This is a genomic window from Ideonella sp., from assembly GCF_035254525.1.
Classification (GTDB): Bacteria; Pseudomonadota; Gammaproteobacteria; order Burkholderiales; family Burkholderiaceae_C; genus Ideonella.
Genome location: NZ_DATFAN010000200.1, coordinates 28,704 through 43,148 on the forward strand (window position 1 = coordinate 28,704; position 14,445 = coordinate 43,148).

The following is a 14,445-nucleotide window of genomic DNA, read 5'->3' on the forward strand; positions in this document are numbered from 1 at the left end:
GTTGCCTTGGGGCGGCCCGGCGGCGACCGGGCTGAACTGAAGAACTGGCCCATCCGCCGCAAGCTGCTGGCGATGGTGTTGCTGCCGCTGCTGGTGGTGCTGCCGCTGCTGGGCGTGCTGCTGCTGGTCTGGGGCAACGCGGCGCTGGACCGGCTGCTGGTCACCAAGGTGCGCTCCGACATGGCAGTGGCGCACGGGTACTTCGAGCGCATGCTCGCCCAGGTCGGCGCCAGCACGGGCGCCGTGGCCGACTCGCATGCGCTGAGCCTGGCGTTGCACGGCGGCCGGGACGCGGCGACACGACCGGCCGCGCTGCGTGCGCTGCTCGAGCGTATGCGCCAGCGCGAGGCGCTGGATTTCATCCAGTTGCGCGGGCCGGACGGGCGGATCGTGGCAAGCGACTGGGCCGTCGGCGGCGCAGCGCTGCCGTGGCTGGAGCCGGCGCCGGGGCGCCCGCAGGCCAGCGTCGAGGTGCTCGCGCCCGACCAGCAGGCCGGCCTGGGCCAACCGTTGCGCGAGCGCGTGTCGGTGCCGCTGCTGCCGACGCAGAACGCCGCGCCGACGAGCCGCGGCGCCGAGGATCGTGCGATGGTGGCGACGGCCAGCGCCGCGGTGCACGACGACGATGGCCGCGTGCTCGGCCACGTGCAGGCCGGCGTGCTGCTGAACCGCAACCTGCCGTTCATCGACAAGCTCAACGACATCGTCTATCCCGAGGGCTCGCTGCCCTGGGGCAGCCAGGGCACTGCCACGCTGTTCCTCGACGACGTGCGCATCAGCACCAACGTGCGCCTGTTCGGCGGCGAGGGGCGCGAGCGGGCGATCGGCACGCGGGTGTCGGGCAGCGTGCGCGAGGCGGTGCTGGGCCGCGGCGCCACCTGGCTCGGCCGCGCCTTCGTCGTCAGCGACTGGTATGTCAGCGGCTACGAGCCGATCACCGATCGACTGGGTCGGCGCGTCGGCATGCTCTACGTCGGCTTTCTCGAGCGGCCGTTCACCTGGCTGAAGTACGGCGTGCTGGCGACCATCGGCGCGATCTTCTTCGCGGTGATGATCGCCGCCAGCATCGTCTCGCTGCGCTGGGCGCGCGGCATCTTCCGGCCGCTGGAGCAGATGAGCGGCACGATGCAGCGGGTGGAGGCCGGCGAGGCCAAGGCGCGCGTCGGCCGGGTCGACAGCCACGACGAGATCGGCGAGCTCGCGGCCCACTTCGACCACCTGCTGGATACGCTGGACGATCAGACCGAGGCCCTGAAGCGCTGGAACGCGGAGCTCGACGCCAAGGTCGCCGAGCGCACCCAGGCGCTGGAGGCGGCGCAGCGCCAGCTCGTGCGGGCCGAGAAGCTGGCGGCGGTCGGCCAGCTCACGGCCGGCGTGGCGCACGAGGTCAACAACCCGATCGCGGTGATCCAGGGCAACCTCGATCTGCTGCGCGAGCTGCTGGGGCCGCAGGCCGCGACCGTGAGCGCCGAGCTCAAGCTGATCGACCAGCAGATCGAGCGCATGCGGTTGATCGTGACCCAGCTGCTGCAGTTCGCGCGGCCGACCGAGTACGCGGGTTATGTCGAGACGCTCGCGCCCGGCGAGGTGCTCGAAGGCTGCCTGCTGCTGGTGGCGCACCTGCTGGCCAGCAGCCGCATTTCGATCCGGCGCGAATACGCCGCCACGCTGACCGTGGGCTTCAACCGCCACGAGCTGCAGCAGGTGCTGGTCAACCTGCTCGTCAACGCGATCCAGGCCATGCCCGAGGGCGGCGAGCTGACCCTGGCCACGCGGGACTGGCCCGACGCGCGGGGCGTCGACATCACGGTGGCCGACAGCGGCGCCGGCCTGCCGGACGAACTGCTCGCCCAGCTCTTCCAGCCCTTCGTGACGCGCAAGCCCGACGGCACGGGCCTGGGCCTGTGGATCAGCCAGAGCCTGGTCGAGCGCTATGGCGGCGAGATCCGCGCGGCCAACCGGCCCGAGGGCGGCGCGCTGATCACGGTGGCGCTGCGGGTCGAGCCCGCGACGGACTCGGCCGGCGCGGCCTGATCAGCGCGCGGCTTTCAGCAAGGGCTGGAGCACCGGCCAGACGTTGTCGACGATCAGCGGGTGTGCCTTGGCCAGCGGGTGGATGCGGTCGGGCTGGAACCAGTCTTCGGCATCGGGCCGGTCGGCCACGCCCTTGAGCAGGAAGGGCACCAGCGCGCAGCGCTCGGCCCGCGCGACATCTTCGAAGGCCTGCACGAAGTCGGCGGTGTACTGGCGGCCGTAGTTCGGCGGCACCTGCATGCCGGCCAGCAGCACCTTCGCGCCGGCGGCGCGCGCGGCGCGCGCCATCGCGCCCAGGTTGTCGCGCGTCTGCGCCAGCGGCAGGCCGCGCAGTGCATCGTTGCCGCCGAGCTCGATCACCACGACCTTCGGCGCGTGGGTCTTCAGCAGCGCAGGCAGCCGGGCGCGCCCGCCGGCGGTCGTGTCGCCGCTGATGCTGGCGTTGACCACCTCGACGGGCAGTTTCTCGCGCGCCACGCGCTCGGCCAGCAGCGCGACCCAGCCCGTGCCGCGCGCCAGGCCGTACTCGGCCGACAGGCTGTCGCCGACGACCAGCACCCGCGCGGGGGGTGCTGCCTGAGCGGCCTGGGCCGGCACGGCCGCGAGTTGCAGCGTCAGCGCGAGCGCCACGCTACAGTCAGCGACCCCCGGGCGCCCGGTGTGCGCCAACCGGCGCCACGCCCAACGAAGAAATTCCAGCACGCGCATGTCCGAACCCATCATCGCCGTCGAGCACCTCACCAAGCGGGTGACCGACTCCACCGGCACGCTGACGATTCTCCACGACATCAACTTCACGCTGCGGGCGCAGGAATCGGCCGCCATCGTCGGCGCCTCGGGCTCGGGCAAGAGCACGCTGCTGGCGCTGATGGCCGGGCTGGACGTGCCGAGCGAAGGCCGCGTCGTGATCGAGGGCGAGGACCTGTTCGCGCTTGACGAGGACGCCCGCGCCGCGCTGCGCGCCCGCAAGCTCGGCTTCGTATTCCAGAGCTTCCAACTGCTGGGCAACCGCACCGCGTTGGAGAACGTGATGCTGCCGCTGGAGCTGGCGGGCCGGCGCGACGCGCGCGCCCTGGCCACCGAGATGCTGGGCCGCGTCGGCCTGGGCGAGCGCCTGTCGCACTACCCGCGCGTGCTGTCCGGCGGCGAGCAGCAGCGCGTGGCCCTCGCCCGCGCCTTCGTCGTGCGACCGAAGCTGCTGCTGGCCGACGAGCCCACCGGCAGCCTCGATTTCGCAACCGGCGAAACCGTGATGGCGCTGATGCTCGAGTTGAACCGCGAGGTCGGCACGACGCTGGTGATGGTGACCCACGACCGCGCGCTGGCCGAGCGTTGCGAGCGGCAACTGCACATCGAGGCGGGGCGCTTGCTGGTGGGCTGACATCGAGGGAGCGGCGGGACCCCTGCATCGAGTCGCCCGGCGCTCACAGTTCTCGCAGGGCCGCCGTCACCGGCAGGCTGGCGGCGCGCGCGGCAGGGAAGAGACCGCCGACGAAGCCGATGGCCAGCGCCCACTTGATCCCTTCCCACAGCAGGCCTGGCGAGACGCGCAAGTTGAAGCTGAGCTTGCCCACCGAGCCGGCCGCCATGGTCGAGGCCTCGAAGCCGTTGAACAACAACCAGGCCACCAGGCCACCAATCGCGCCACCGATCAAGGCCAGCAGCATTGTCTCCAGCATCACCGCCACCACCACGGGCAGCCCGCGAAAGCCGATGGCGCGCAGCGTGGCGATCTCGCGGGCGCGCGAAGCGACGGCCGCGAACATGGTGTTGAGAGCGCCGAACACCGCGCCCACGGCCATGATCGCGCCGACCGTGATGCCGATGATGCGCAGCATCTGGGTCATCTTCTCGGACTGCTTGGCAAAGAAGTCCAGCGTCGTGCTGGCGTCGACCCGCAACTGCGGGTTGGCGGCCAGCGCGGTCTTGAAGGCGTCGAAAGCCTCGCGGCCCGTGAGCTTCACGGTCACCGAGTTGCGGCCGCTGCCGCGCTGGTAGGTATCGTTGACCACGGCAGCGTCGGCCCAAAGCTCCGACTCCATGGCGTCGCCCGAGGCGAAGACGCCGACCACCGTCCAGGGCTGATTGCCGAGCTTGAGCGTGGCCCCCACCTCGAGGCCGGCGAACTGGCGCACCGCGCCCTTGCCGACGATCAGCTCGCGCAGGCCGGGCTGGAAGCGCCGGCCCTCGACGATCTTCAGGTGCGGCCGCACGGCGAAGGCCTCGTCGCCGACACCACGCACCTGGGCGCTGCCTTCTTCATCGGTCTGGCTGCCCTTGACCGGCAAGTTCGCGGCCACCACGGTCTCGGCCGAGACGAGCGGCTCACCCTTCTCGCCGCGCGCGATGCCGGCGGCCTGCGCGATCTGCACCACGTCCTCGCGGCTGAGTGCCGAAGCGACTTCGGCTGCCGAGGCGCCGCGCAGCACGATGGCGGTATCGAGGCTGCCCGAGTTGCGTAGCGTCTGCGCATAGCCCTCGGCCATGGCCAGCAGCGCGACGAGCACGCCCACCACGCCGGCGATGCCGACGACGATCACGGCCGACGAGCCGATGCGCTGGTTCAGCGTGCTGATGCCCACCGAGGCCACCGAGCGGGCCTGCCCACCGCCGCGGAACAGGAACAGCCACAGCGCCAGCAGCAGCGCCAGCGCCACCGCGCCCTGCCACGGCAGCATCACCCAAGCGGCCAGCACGAACACGGTCAAGAGAAGCAGGCCGACATTCCTCAGGAATCGCATGCTCAAGCCCTCCCTGCCAAGGCATCGGTGATGTTCAGTCGCATGGCGTTGAGCGCCGGCAGGGTGCCGACGACGATGCCGAACAGCAGCATCAGGCCCACGCCGATGGCCCAGCTGGCCGGGCCCGCGGCCGGCAGGTTGAGTGTGCCGCCGCTGGCCGCGCCCACGGCCGGCCCGACCACGCTGGCCAGCCCCAGGCCGACGCAGCCGCCCAGCAGCAGGAGCAGCATGGACTCGGCCAGCACCATGGCCAGCACGCTCTGGCCCGAGAAGCCCAGTGTCTTCAGCACGGCGATCTCGTTGGTGCGCTCGCGCACCGCCTGCATCATCGTGTTGCCCGCCAGCAGCAGCAGCGTGAAGAACACCGCGCCCATGATGGAGCTGACGATGAGGTTGATGTCGGCCAGCTGCTTCATCCACGCGGCCGTGGCGGCTTGTTCGGTCAGCGTGCGGGTCTCGTGGTCGGAATTGGCCGAGATCGTGTCGATGGCCTTGGCCACGCGGTCGGCCTGGTTCACGTCCTTCACCCGAGTCACGTACCAGCCGGCCTGGCCCTGGTTGTAGGGCGTGGTCTCGTCGAAGTAATCCCAGCGCAGCAGCATGAGCTGGGTGAACCAGCCGGCCGACTTGGTGTCGGACACATGGATCAGGCCGACGATCTTGAAGGTCCAGTTCAGGCTGCCGGATTTGTCGGGGAAGATGGTCGATTGCATCGGGAGCTGGTCGCCGACCTTCCAGCCGAAGCGCTTGGCCAGCCCTTCGCCGACGAGCACGCCGATCTTGGTCTCGGCAAAGGCCTTGCGCGCCTCGGCAGAGACCTCCATCTCGGGGTAGACGTCGAGGTAGTTGGGCGCCACCGCGAAGCTGAAGACCTGGTTGTGCGGATCCTGGTATGCGCCGCCGAACCAGTTCGCGTACGTGGTGTCCTTGACGCCTTCGACCTGCGCAATGCGCCCGCCCAGCGCCATGGGCAGCAGCTGGATGAAGCTGAGCTTGGCGCCCGTCTGCAGCCGTGTGGCGCCGTTGGCGCTCTGGCCCGCCTGGTCGAAGCCCACCCGCACGGCATCCAGCAGGCCGAACAGCAGGAAGGCCGTGATGACGGAGACGAGGGTCAGGAAGGTGCGCAGCTTGCGCCGGAAAAGCGCCGCCCACACGAGGTGGAGGTATTTCATGGTGCCCCCTTGGCCCTGCGGGCCGTCCCCCCGAGGGGGAGCGAGCGCCTTCGGAGCGGCCGTGCGGCGCTCATGCGGCCACCTGCTCGACGAGAGTGCCTTTGTCCAGGTGCAGCGTGTGCCCGGCGCGGCCGGCGGCCTTGGGGTCGTGGGTGACCATGACGATGGTCTTGCCATGCTCGCGGTTGAGCACCTGCAGCAGCGTCAGCACGTCCTCGGCGGACTGGCGGTCGAGGTCGCCCGTGGGCTCGTCGCACACCAGCAGCGTGGGGTCGGAGACGATGGCCCGCGCGATCGACACGCGCTGCTGCTGGCCGCCCGAGAGTTCGGTCGGCTTGTGCGCGGCGCGGTCGCCCAGGCCGACGAGCCGTAGCGCGATGTCCGCGCGCTTCTTGCGCTCGGCGGCCGACAGCCTGGTCAGCAGCAGCGGCAGTTCCACGTTGCGCTGCGCCGAGAGCATGGGCATCAGGTTGTAGAACTGGAACACGAAGCCGACCTTGGCCGCACGCCACTTGGCGAGCTGTGCGCCGCTGAGCCGGTCGATGCGCTCGCCGGCCACGCTGATCGAGCCGCCGCTGGGCGCATCCAGCCCGCCAATCAGGTTGAGCAAGGTGGTCTTGCCCGAGCCCGAGGGGCCCATCAGCGCGAGGAAATCGCCTTGGCCGACATCGAGGTCGATGTGGTGCAGCACCTCAACCTTTTCTCTGCCTCGGGTGTAGATCTTGGACAGGTCGCGGATCTCGATCAGAGCACTCATGCCTCATTCCTTGTTCACGACGGTGGAACCATTCTTCAGCTCGGCCGGCGGCGCGACGACGACCGTCTCGCCCGCCTTCAGGCCCTCGGTGACGAGCTTGAACTTGCCGACATCGGCGCCGAGCTTGACCGCGCGCCGTTGCGCCCGGCCTTCGACTGCCACGAAGACCGCGTTGACGCCGTCGCGCTGTGCGAGCGCCTCGGGCGGCAGCAGGACGCCGGGCAGGGGCGCCGCCTGCGCTCTGGGCTTGGCCGCCAGGAAGCTCACGCGCACGCCCATGTCAGGGACGACTCGCTCGTCCTTCTGGTCCAGCGCCACGCGCACCTTCACCGTGGCCTTGCCGCGGTCGGCGCTGGGGATGACGGTCACCACATGGGCGGGGATCCTCCAGTCGGGATAGGCGTCGAGCACGGCCTCGCAAGGCATGTCGGCCTTGACCTGGGCGATGTAGGCCTCGTTGACGTCCACCCCCACCTCGAGCGAATCCATGTCGACGATGGTGCCCACGCCGGTGCGGGTGAAGCCGCCGCCGGCCGACAGCGGCGAGATGATCTCGCCCACCTGCGCGGCGCGTGCCGTGACGACACCGTCGAATGGCGCACGCACGGTGGCGTAGTCGAAGTTCACGCGCGCCTGCACCACCTGGGCCTGGGCGGCTTCGGCCTGGCGCTGCGCCGCGTCGAGCTGGGCGGCATGGGCCCTCACGGAGGTTGCCGCCTGCTCCTGGGTCTGGCGCGTCGTCATGCCCTGGGCAGCCAGCTCGGCCTGGCGCCGCGCATCGGCCTCGGCCTGAGCCAGCTGCGCGCGCAACTGCACCACGGTCGCCTGGGCGCTGCGCGCCTGGGCTTCAGCTGCGGCCAGGCCCGCCTTGAGGCCGCTGTCCTCCAGGCGGGCCAGCACTTGGCCCTTCTTGACGCGAAAGCCTTCGTCGATCAGCACCTCGGTCAACGTGCCGGTGATCTGGGCCGAGACCGTGGCCGAACGTCTTGCCGTCACGTAGCCCGTGGCCTGCAACACCGCGTCGGCGGATGCGCCCTGACCGTTGGCCCGCACGGTGGCGGTCTGAACGGCGATGGGCTTGTTGGCCGCCAGGACCCACCACGCCGCGGCGCCCAGCAGGGCCAGCAGAACCAGGCCGGCCAGAAGGCCCCAGACCCATGTCGGCGGCCCCCCGCCGTGATCCTCACGTTGCGCGCGGTCGATGCGCAGTTCCTTCAGCAGTCCCGTGTCGATGATGGGCTCCCTGAGAACGCACCCTCGTCGACCAGGCCGGATCGGCCTGCGCCTTCCAGAGGGCACTGCCCGGTTCGCTGGCCGGATAGGCCAGAGCGGGCGGATCGTAGCAGGCGCCCGCTGCGCCGCAACCCAAATCGGCCGCGAGCAGCCTCAACGCATCACCGGCGGCCAGTTGTGGGTTTCACGTCGGCAACTTCGGCACCAGGCGTACAGCGCGTCGTACATGACCAGCCCGTGGCGCAGCATCTCGTGGTCGTCGAGGAAGTTGTGCGACAGGCCGAGCGACAGCGCGTACAGACCGGCTGATTGCGGCGTGAGATCCAGCCGCGAGGTGTCGGCGCCGCGCACGATCTCGGCGAGCTGCAGCAAGGCTGGGTCGTCGAGGCGGTATTTCGACAGGAAGGCATCGAAGCTGCACCGCTCGCCGACATGGCTCATCTCGACGCCGGGGATGTCGTACGGCACGGCGCCGGTCGCTTCGGCGGTGGCCAGCACCTGGTTCGCCGGCACGTAGAGGAACTCGGGCTCGCGGTCGATGAAGCGCGCGATGAGCCACGGGCAGGCGATTCGGTCGATCTTCGGCCGTTCACGGGTCACCCATTTCATGACATGACTCCTTTAGCCCGGCCAGTGGCGCGCGGCGCTGAAGGCCAACCCGGCCAGCGCCGAGCCCAGCACGACCGGGATCACGCCCAGCTTGAAGCGGAACAGCGCCACCGCGGCCGCGATGCCGATCAGCGCCGACGGCCACTCGAAAGCGCCGCCGAAGCCCTGCGGCCACAGCACGTGCCAGGCGAAGAACACCGCCAGGTTGACGATCACGCCGACGACCGCGGCGGTGATGCCGGTCAGGGGCGCGGTGAATTTCAGGTTGCCGTGCGTCGATTCGATGAACGGCGCGCCGAGCAGGATGAAAAGGAACGAGGGCAGGAAGGTGAAGAAGGTCACCACCGTGGCGGCTGCCGCGCCGGCCAGGAACAGCGATTCACTGCCGAAGATCGCCTTCGTCCAGCCGCCGACGAAGCCGACGAAGGACACGACCATGATCAGCGGGCCGGGCGTGGTCTCGCCGAGCGCGAGGCCGTCGATCATCTGCGCGGCGGTCAGCCACTGGTGGTGGTCGACGGCACCCTGGTAGACGTAGGGCAGCACCGCGTAGGCGCCACCGAAAGTCAGCAGCGCGGCCTTGGTGAAGAACCAGGCCATCTGCGTCAGCACCGCATCCCAGCCGTACAGCGCCGTGAGCGCGCCCATGGCCGCGAGCCAGATCAGCGCGAAAACGATCAACACGCGCCGGAAGTGCGCCCAGCTGAAGCGGGCGTGGTCGGGCGTCGGCGTGTGGTCGTCGATCAGCGCCGGCCCGTAGGCCTTGGCCGCCTGCCCGTGGCCGCCGCCTGCGCTGAACTTCTGCGGCGCAACGCGGCCGCCGAGGTAGCCAGCGATGCCGGCGACCAGCACGATCAGCGGGAAGGGCGCGTTGAGGGCGAAGATCGCGGCGAAGGCCGCGGTGGCGATGCTCCACAGCCAGGCATTCTTCAGCGCCCGCGAGCCGACGCGCCAGGCCGCGTGCACGACCAGGGCGGTCACGGCAGGCTTGATGCCGTAGAACAGCCCGGCGATGACCGGCACCTGCCCGTAGGCCATGTAGACCCACGACAGCGCGATCAAGATGAACAGCGAGGGCAGCACGAACAGGCCGCCCGCCACGATGCCGCCCCAGGTGCGGTGCATCAGCCAGCCGATGTAGGTGGCCAGTTGCTGCGCCTCGGGGCCGGGCAGCACCATGCAGTAGTTCAGCGCATGCAGGAAGCGCCGCTCGCTGATCCAGCGGCGCCGTTCGACCAGGTCCTCGTGCATGATCGCGATCTGCCCGGCCGGCCCGCCGAAGCTGATGAGACCGAGCTTGAGCCAGTAGGCGAGGGCCTGGCCGAAGCTCAGCGTGGGCGGGGTGGCGGCGGGGGCTGTCATGCGGGGACTTTCATTGCCGTGTAAAGCGTGTCGAACACCGGCAGCGCGGCGGTGAGCAGGGTGTCGTCATTCGGGTGTTGAGCCTGCAGGCCCCGCACCAGCGCCTCGATGCCGGCGGCTTCGTCGACCGGCACACCGCCGACGTCGATGAAGTGCACGATCTGGCCAAGGCGCTGCAGGGCCGGGTCGGCGTCGAGCCCGAAGCTGCGGGCCACCACCTCGAAGGTCACCCGCTCGCCGACGTGGCTGAAGCGTGCGCCGTCGAAGTCGTAGCCCAGCGCGGTCTTGGGGCAGCGGGCCGGGTCGGCCAGCCAGACGAAGCGCGGCGAGCGATCGATGAAGCGCTGCACCAGCCAGGCCGTGGCCAGCCGGTCCACCCAGGGCCGCCGGCGCGTGGCCCAGGTGCGGCCCTGGAAATCTTCCACGGGCAGCGGCTCGATCGCGGCGGCCTTCGGCGTCGGCTCGCCGGGTGACAGACGGGCCTCGATCTCGCGCCGCAACGCAGTCAACGCGGCCGCGGCACGCTCGGCCGGCCTGGCGGGGAAGAAGTCGGTCGCGCGGACCGCTGCGAACTGCTGGTCGAGGCCGCGCAGCGTCTTGTGCAGCGCGGCTTCGCTGGCGCTGCCGAGGGCGCTGCGGGTTTCCTTGATCGTCTGCAACAGCTCGGCATACAGCGCCGAGCGGTCGAACAGCGCGCGGAAAGCGGCTTCCTGTGTCGCATCGCGCGCGGCGACGACGAGCAGATGCGCGTCGGCGCCGGCATCGGCAATCGTGCGCTCGAGCTGCCACAGCGCGCCGGCCGTCGGCGCCGACTGCGGCAGCAGGTAGACCCCTTCGCGCAGCGTGCCGGCACCGGTGGCCTTGAGCGCGCGCCACACGCGCACCCGCAGGGCGCTGGGGTGCGCCGGCAGCGCTGCGGCGAGCACGAGCCAATCGGTCATGTAGCGAATATCTCATGATGTGATGATTGATACAAGGTTGGCGCGCCATCGTGCCGCGCACCGCCTGTGCTCCACTTGCGGCCATGTCCTTGCGAAGTGCCTTCCCCGCACTGGCCGCCGCGCTGCTGTTCGGCGCCAGCACCCCGCTGGCCAAGCTGCTGGTCGGCGAAGTTCCGCCCTTGCTGCTGGCCGGGCTGCTGTATGCGGGCAGCGGGCTGGGGCTCGGGCTGCTGTGGTGGGCCCGGCGCGTGCGCGCCGAAGCCGCCGGCATCCCGCGCGCCGACTGGGGCTGGCTGGCCGGCGCGATCGGCTTCGGCGGTGTGCTCGGGCCGGCGCTGCTGATGGCCGGTCTGGCGCGCACCGACGGCGCCAGCGCAGCCCTGCTGCTGAACCTCGAGGCGGTGTTCACCGCGCTGATCGCCTGGTGGGTCTTCAAGGAGAACGCCGACCGGCAGGTGGTGGCCGGCATGGTGGCGATCGTGATCGGCGGCGTGCTGCTGTCGTGGTCGCCGGGCGGCGCCGCGCCGTGGTCGAGCGGGGCGCTGCTGATCGCCGGGGCGTGCCTGTGCTGGGCGATCGACAACAACCTGACGCGCAAGGTCTCGAGCCACGATGCGATGGCCGTCGCCGGCCTGAAAGGGCTGCTGGCCGGCGCCTTCAACAGCGTGCTGGCGCTGGCCGCCGGTGCATCGCTGCCGGCCTGGCCCGCGGTGGCGGCGAGCCTGGCGGTCGGCTTCGTCGGCTACGGGCTCAGCCTGACGCTGTTCGTGCTCGCGCTGCGCCAGCTGGGCGCGGCGCGCACCGGGGCCTACTTCTCGGTCGCACCGCTGTTCGGCGTGCTGATCTCGCTGGCGATCTGGCCGGCGCTGCCGGGCGCGCTGTTCTGGCTGGCGGCGGCCCTGATGGCGTTGGGCGTGTGGCTGCACCTGCGCGAGCGCCACGAGCACGAGCACACGCACGAGCCGCTGGCCCACAGCCACCCGCACCGCCACGACGTGCACCACCAGCACGCGCACGACGCCGGCTGGCAGGGCGAGGAGCCGCACACCCACGAGCACCGCCACGAGGCGCTGACGCACCGGCACCCGCACTATCCCGACATCCACCACCGCCACGGCCACACCCACGGCTGAGCGGGCGCGGTCACCCAAGAAAAGAAAACGCGCCCCGCGGGGCGCGTTTTCTCGTCAGGGGTCCGGCGGCTTACTGCTGCGCAAACTTGTAGTCGGTCTTGGCGGACTTCTTCAGCTCGTCCTGGTACTTCTGCAGCCTCGATTGCTCGACGCGCTGCATCAGCTGGGGCTTGACCTCCTCGAAGCTCGGGAAGGTCGCCTCGCGGGTGTCTTCGAGCTTGATGATGTGGTAGCCGAACTGGCTCTTGACCGGGGTGTCGGTCATCTCGCCCTTCTTCAGCTTGGTCATCGCGGCGCTGAACTCGGGCACGTAGCTGTCGGGCTTGGCGAAGTCGAGGTCGCCGCCGTTCTCGGCCGAGCCGGTGTCCTTCGAGCTCTTCTTGGCGAGGTCTTCGAACTTGGCGCCGGCCTTGATGTCGGCGATCAGCTTCTTGGCCTCGTCTTCGGTCTCGACCAGGATGTGGCGGGCGTGGTATTCGGTGCCGCTCTGCGCCGCCTTGACCTGGTCGTACTCGGCCTTGGCTTCGGCCTCGGTGGCCGGGTGCTTCTTCTTGTAGTCCTCGAACAGCTCGCGGATCAGCACGGTCTGGCGCAGCAACTCCATCTGCTCCTTGTAGGCGGCGCTGGCGGCGATGCCGCGCTTCTCGGCTTCCTGCGTGAAGATCTCGCGCATCACGACTTCGTCTTCGGCGCGCTTCTTCAGCTCGGGCGTGACCTGCTGGCCGCCACGGGTGGCTTGCTTGAGCAGCATGTCGACGCGGGCCTTCTGCACGGGCTTGCCGTTCACGATGGCCACGTTTTGCGCTTGCACGAGCAGCGGCAGCAAGAGGGCAGCGGCCAGGACGGCGGTGGATTTCAGGTTCATGCGTGTCGCCTTCTATGGTGACTCGTGACGAGGGTCAACGAAGAGAACGAGGGGGTTGCTTGTCGGGCTGCCGCGTCAGGCGCGACCGGGGCACAACGCGTGGCACGGGGCTCGCGTGGACTCTGGAGGGCTTGCGCCGGCTACGTTCGTCAGGGCTCATCGGGTGCGCGGGCATCGATGGCCAACGCGTGAATGCCCTGCGGCATCAAAGTGCTCAAAGCATCATACACGAGGCGATGCCGCGCCACGCGGGGCAGCCCGGCGAAGCGCGCACTGACGATGCGCACCGACAAGTGGCTGCCTTCGCGGGCGCCGGCATGGCCGGCGTGGGCGGCGCTGTCGTCGACCACCTCCAGCGTGACCGGTGCGAGCGTCTGCTGCAGCCGCTCGCGCACGGCGGCGGCGCTGACATGCGGCGTGCCGTTCATCGCCCGGCCTGCGGCGGCTCGGATTGCGATGGGCCGACGTCTTCGTCGGGCAGATGGCGACTCAGGTACACGCCCTGACCGATGAAGAAGGCGAACATCAGGGCGGTCGACCCGAAGGCCTTGAAGCTCACCCAGGTCGCTTCGTCGAAGCGGTAGGCGACGAACAGGTTGGCCACGCCCATGGCGGCGAAGAACAGCACCCAGGCCCAGTTCAGCCGCTGCCAAACGGTCTCGGGCAGCACCAGCTGTTCGCCCAGCAAGGCCTTGAGCAGGTTCTTGCCGAACAGCGCCTGGCTGCACAGCAGCGCCAGCGCGAAGCTCCAGTACAAGCCCGTGGGCTTCCACATGATGAAGGTCTTGTTGTGGAACCAGACCGTCAAGCCGCCCAGCACGACCACCAGGCCCAGGCTGACCCACAGCATCAGGTCGACCTTGCGGCGGCGCAGCTTGAGCACCAGCACCTGGATCAGCGTCGCGGCGATCACGACCAGCGTCGACAGCAACACCGGCGCCTCGGACGCGCCGACCACACCGCCCGAGACGAGGGCGCTGAAGTGCTCGGTAGCGAACGCCGCGGCAGCGTCCTTGTTCATCTGCGCCACCCGGTAGGTCGCGAAGAACATCAGCAGCGGCAGGAAATCGAACAACAGCTTCATGGGTACGGCGCGCGGGGCCCGCCGGCGGCGGGCGCGGGCCGCAGTCTACCCGCGGGGATCAACCGGGGTTCTGGTCGCCCTGGGCGTCGAAGCTGATCGCCGCCGAGTTGATGCAGAAGCGCTCGCCGGTCGGCGCCGGGCCGTCGTCGAACACGTGGCCCAGGTGCGAGCCGCACTTGGCGCAGCGCACCTCGACCCGCGTCATGCCGTGCGATCGGTCGACCACGCGCTCGATGCGGCCATCGTCGACCGCCTGCCAGTAGCTCGGCCAGCCGCAGCCGGCGTCGAACTTGGTGCCCGATTCGAACAGCGTCTCGCCGCAGCCGATGCACTTGTACACGCCGTTCTGCCAATGGTCCCAGAAGCGGCCGCTGAAGGCGCGCTCGGTGGCGGCGTGGCGGGCGATCGCGTACTCGTCCGGGCTGAGTTGCGCACGCCACTCGGCGTCGGTCTTGTGAACCGGGTAGCGCGGGTCGTCGTGGGAATGGGGCGTGTCGGTCGTCATGAGGCGGCA

General features: G+C 70.1%; 15 protein-coding genes. 3 read left to right on the top strand and 12 right to left on the bottom strand.

From position 1 onward, the window contains the following. The first annotated feature begins 6 nt into the window (after nt 1-6). On the top strand, nt 7-2,034 hold the full coding sequence (locus VJ693_RS22230) for a sensor histidine kinase (protein WP_324157840.1): 2,028 nt from the start codon (nt 7-9) through the stop codon (nt 2,032-2,034). Here VJ693_RS22230 and VJ693_RS22235 read toward each other — a convergent pair whose 3' ends face one another. Beyond that, entirely contained in the window at nt 2,035-2,742 is a 708-nt protein-coding gene (locus VJ693_RS22235; RefSeq protein ID WP_414652346.1) for an arylesterase, read from the bottom strand. Here VJ693_RS22235 and VJ693_RS22240 point away from each other — a divergent pair. After that, nucleotides 2,741-3,415, top strand: a complete 675-nt coding sequence (locus VJ693_RS22240) for an ABC transporter ATP-binding protein (RefSeq protein WP_324157842.1) — start codon at nt 2,741-2,743, stop codon at nt 3,413-3,415. The genes VJ693_RS22235 and VJ693_RS22240 overlap by 2 nt on opposite strands. 43 nt (nt 3,416-3,458) lie before the next feature. On the opposite strand, the gene VJ693_RS22245 is transcribed toward VJ693_RS22240, so the two are convergent. The 7 genes from VJ693_RS22245 to VJ693_RS22275 all read right to left on the bottom strand — a co-directional run bounded on the left by VJ693_RS22245 (nt 3,459) and on the right by VJ693_RS22275 (nt 10,849). After that, on the bottom strand, nt 3,459-4,775 hold the full coding sequence (locus VJ693_RS22245) for an ABC transporter permease (protein ID WP_324157844.1): 1,317 nt from the start codon (nt 4,773-4,775) through the stop codon (nt 3,459-3,461). Between the two features lie 2 nt (nt 4,776-4,777). Further along, nucleotides 4,778-5,947 (bottom strand): ABC transporter permease, encoded by a 1,170-nt coding sequence (locus VJ693_RS22250; protein ID WP_324157846.1) that lies wholly within the window; start codon nt 5,945-5,947, stop codon nt 4,778-4,780. 70 nt (nt 5,948-6,017) lie between these two features. Beyond that, complete coding sequence (locus VJ693_RS22255) at nt 6,018-6,704, bottom strand: ABC transporter ATP-binding protein (RefSeq protein ID WP_324157848.1); 687 nt, start codon at nt 6,702-6,704, stop codon at nt 6,018-6,020. A 3-nt stretch (nt 6,705-6,707) separates the two neighbouring features. Beyond that, nucleotides 6,708-7,757, bottom strand: a complete 1,050-nt coding sequence (locus VJ693_RS22260) for an efflux RND transporter periplasmic adaptor subunit (RefSeq protein WP_324157849.1) — start codon at nt 7,755-7,757, stop codon at nt 6,708-6,710. A 333-nt stretch (nt 7,758-8,090) separates the two neighbouring features. Further along, nucleotides 8,091-8,546: a chromate resistance protein ChrB domain-containing protein gene (locus VJ693_RS22265; protein WP_324157851.1), complete on the bottom strand. Its 456-nt coding sequence runs from the start codon at nt 8,544-8,546 to the stop codon at nt 8,091-8,093. Nucleotides 8,547-8,558: 12 nt separating this feature from the next. Continuing rightward, nucleotides 8,559-9,908, bottom strand: a complete 1,350-nt coding sequence (gene chrA, locus VJ693_RS22270; RefSeq protein WP_324157853.1) for a chromate efflux transporter — start codon at nt 9,906-9,908, stop codon at nt 8,559-8,561. Then, nucleotides 9,905-10,849, bottom strand: a complete 945-nt coding sequence (locus VJ693_RS22275) for a chromate resistance protein ChrB domain-containing protein (RefSeq protein ID WP_324157855.1) — start codon at nt 10,847-10,849, stop codon at nt 9,905-9,907. The genes chrA and VJ693_RS22275 overlap by 4 nt, the downstream gene beginning before the upstream one ends. Before the next feature lie 83 nt (nt 10,850-10,932). On the opposite strand from VJ693_RS22275, the gene VJ693_RS22280 reads away from it, so the two are divergent. Beyond that, nucleotides 10,933-11,982, top strand: coding sequence for a DMT family transporter (locus VJ693_RS22280; protein WP_324157857.1), 1,050 nt, complete (start codon nt 10,933-10,935; stop codon nt 11,980-11,982). A gap of 70 nt (nt 11,983-12,052) precedes the next feature. On the opposite strand, the gene VJ693_RS22285 is transcribed toward VJ693_RS22280, so the two are convergent. The 4 genes from VJ693_RS22285 to msrB all read right to left on the bottom strand — a co-directional run bounded on the left by VJ693_RS22285 (nt 12,053) and on the right by msrB (nt 14,436). Next, entirely contained in the window at nt 12,053-12,847 is a 795-nt protein-coding gene (locus tag VJ693_RS22285; RefSeq protein WP_324157859.1) for a peptidylprolyl isomerase, read from the bottom strand. Nucleotides 12,848-12,996: 149 nt separating this feature from the next. Beyond that, on the bottom strand, nt 12,997-13,275 hold the full coding sequence (locus tag VJ693_RS22290) for a BolA family protein (protein WP_324157861.1): 279 nt from the start codon (nt 13,273-13,275) through the stop codon (nt 12,997-12,999). After that, nucleotides 13,272-13,931 carry a septation protein A gene (locus tag VJ693_RS22295; RefSeq protein ID WP_324157863.1) on the bottom strand — a complete coding sequence of 220 codons (660 nt, stop codon included), beginning with the start codon at nt 13,929-13,931 and terminating at the stop codon, nt 13,272-13,274. The genes VJ693_RS22290 and VJ693_RS22295 overlap by 4 nt, the downstream gene beginning before the upstream one ends. Nucleotides 13,932-13,989: 58 nt before the next feature. After that, on the bottom strand, nt 13,990-14,436 hold the full coding sequence (gene msrB / locus VJ693_RS22300) for a peptide-methionine (R)-S-oxide reductase MsrB (RefSeq protein ID WP_324157865.1): 447 nt from the start codon (nt 14,434-14,436) through the stop codon (nt 13,990-13,992). Nucleotides 14,437-14,445 lie beyond the last annotated feature (9 nt).

What these genes read in the sequence shown, in the direction of transcription:
- VJ693_RS22240 (WP_324157842.1), top strand. Translation starts at nt 2,741, where the DNA reads ATGTCCGAACCCATCATCGCCGTCGAGCACCTCACCAAGCGGGTGACC.
- VJ693_RS22235 (WP_414652346.1), bottom strand. Translation starts at nt 2,742, where the DNA reads ATGCGCGTGCTGGAATTTCTTCGTTGGGCGTGGCGCCGGTTGGCGCAC.
- VJ693_RS22245 (WP_324157844.1), bottom strand. Translation starts at nt 4,775, where the DNA reads ATGCGATTCCTGAGGAATGTCGGCCTGCTTCTCTTGACCGTGTTCGTG.
- VJ693_RS22250 (WP_324157846.1), bottom strand. Translation starts at nt 5,947, where the DNA reads ATGAAATACCTCCACCTCGTGTGGGCGGCGCTTTTCCGGCGCAAGCTG.
- VJ693_RS22255 (WP_324157848.1), bottom strand. Translation starts at nt 6,704, where the DNA reads ATGAGTGCTCTGATCGAGATCCGCGACCTGTCCAAGATCTACACCCGA.
- VJ693_RS22265 (WP_324157851.1), bottom strand. Translation starts at nt 8,546, where the DNA reads ATGAAATGGGTGACCCGTGAACGGCCGAAGATCGACCGAATCGCCTGC.
- chrA (WP_324157853.1), bottom strand. Translation starts at nt 9,908, where the DNA reads ATGACAGCCCCCGCCGCCACCCCGCCCACGCTGAGCTTCGGCCAGGCC.
- VJ693_RS22275 (WP_324157855.1), bottom strand. Translation starts at nt 10,849, where the DNA reads ATGACCGATTGGCTCGTGCTCGCCGCAGCGCTGCCGGCGCACCCCAGC.
- VJ693_RS22280 (WP_324157857.1), top strand. Translation starts at nt 10,933, where the DNA reads ATGTCCTTGCGAAGTGCCTTCCCCGCACTGGCCGCCGCGCTGCTGTTC.
- VJ693_RS22285 (WP_324157859.1), bottom strand. Translation starts at nt 12,847, where the DNA reads ATGAACCTGAAATCCACCGCCGTCCTGGCCGCTGCCCTCTTGCTGCCG.
- VJ693_RS22290 (WP_324157861.1), bottom strand. Translation starts at nt 13,275, where the DNA reads ATGAACGGCACGCCGCATGTCAGCGCCGCCGCCGTGCGCGAGCGGCTG.
- VJ693_RS22295 (WP_324157863.1), bottom strand. Translation starts at nt 13,931, where the DNA reads ATGAAGCTGTTGTTCGATTTCCTGCCGCTGCTGATGTTCTTCGCGACC.
- msrB (WP_324157865.1), bottom strand. Translation starts at nt 14,436, where the DNA reads ATGACGACCGACACGCCCCATTCCCACGACGACCCGCGCTACCCGGTT.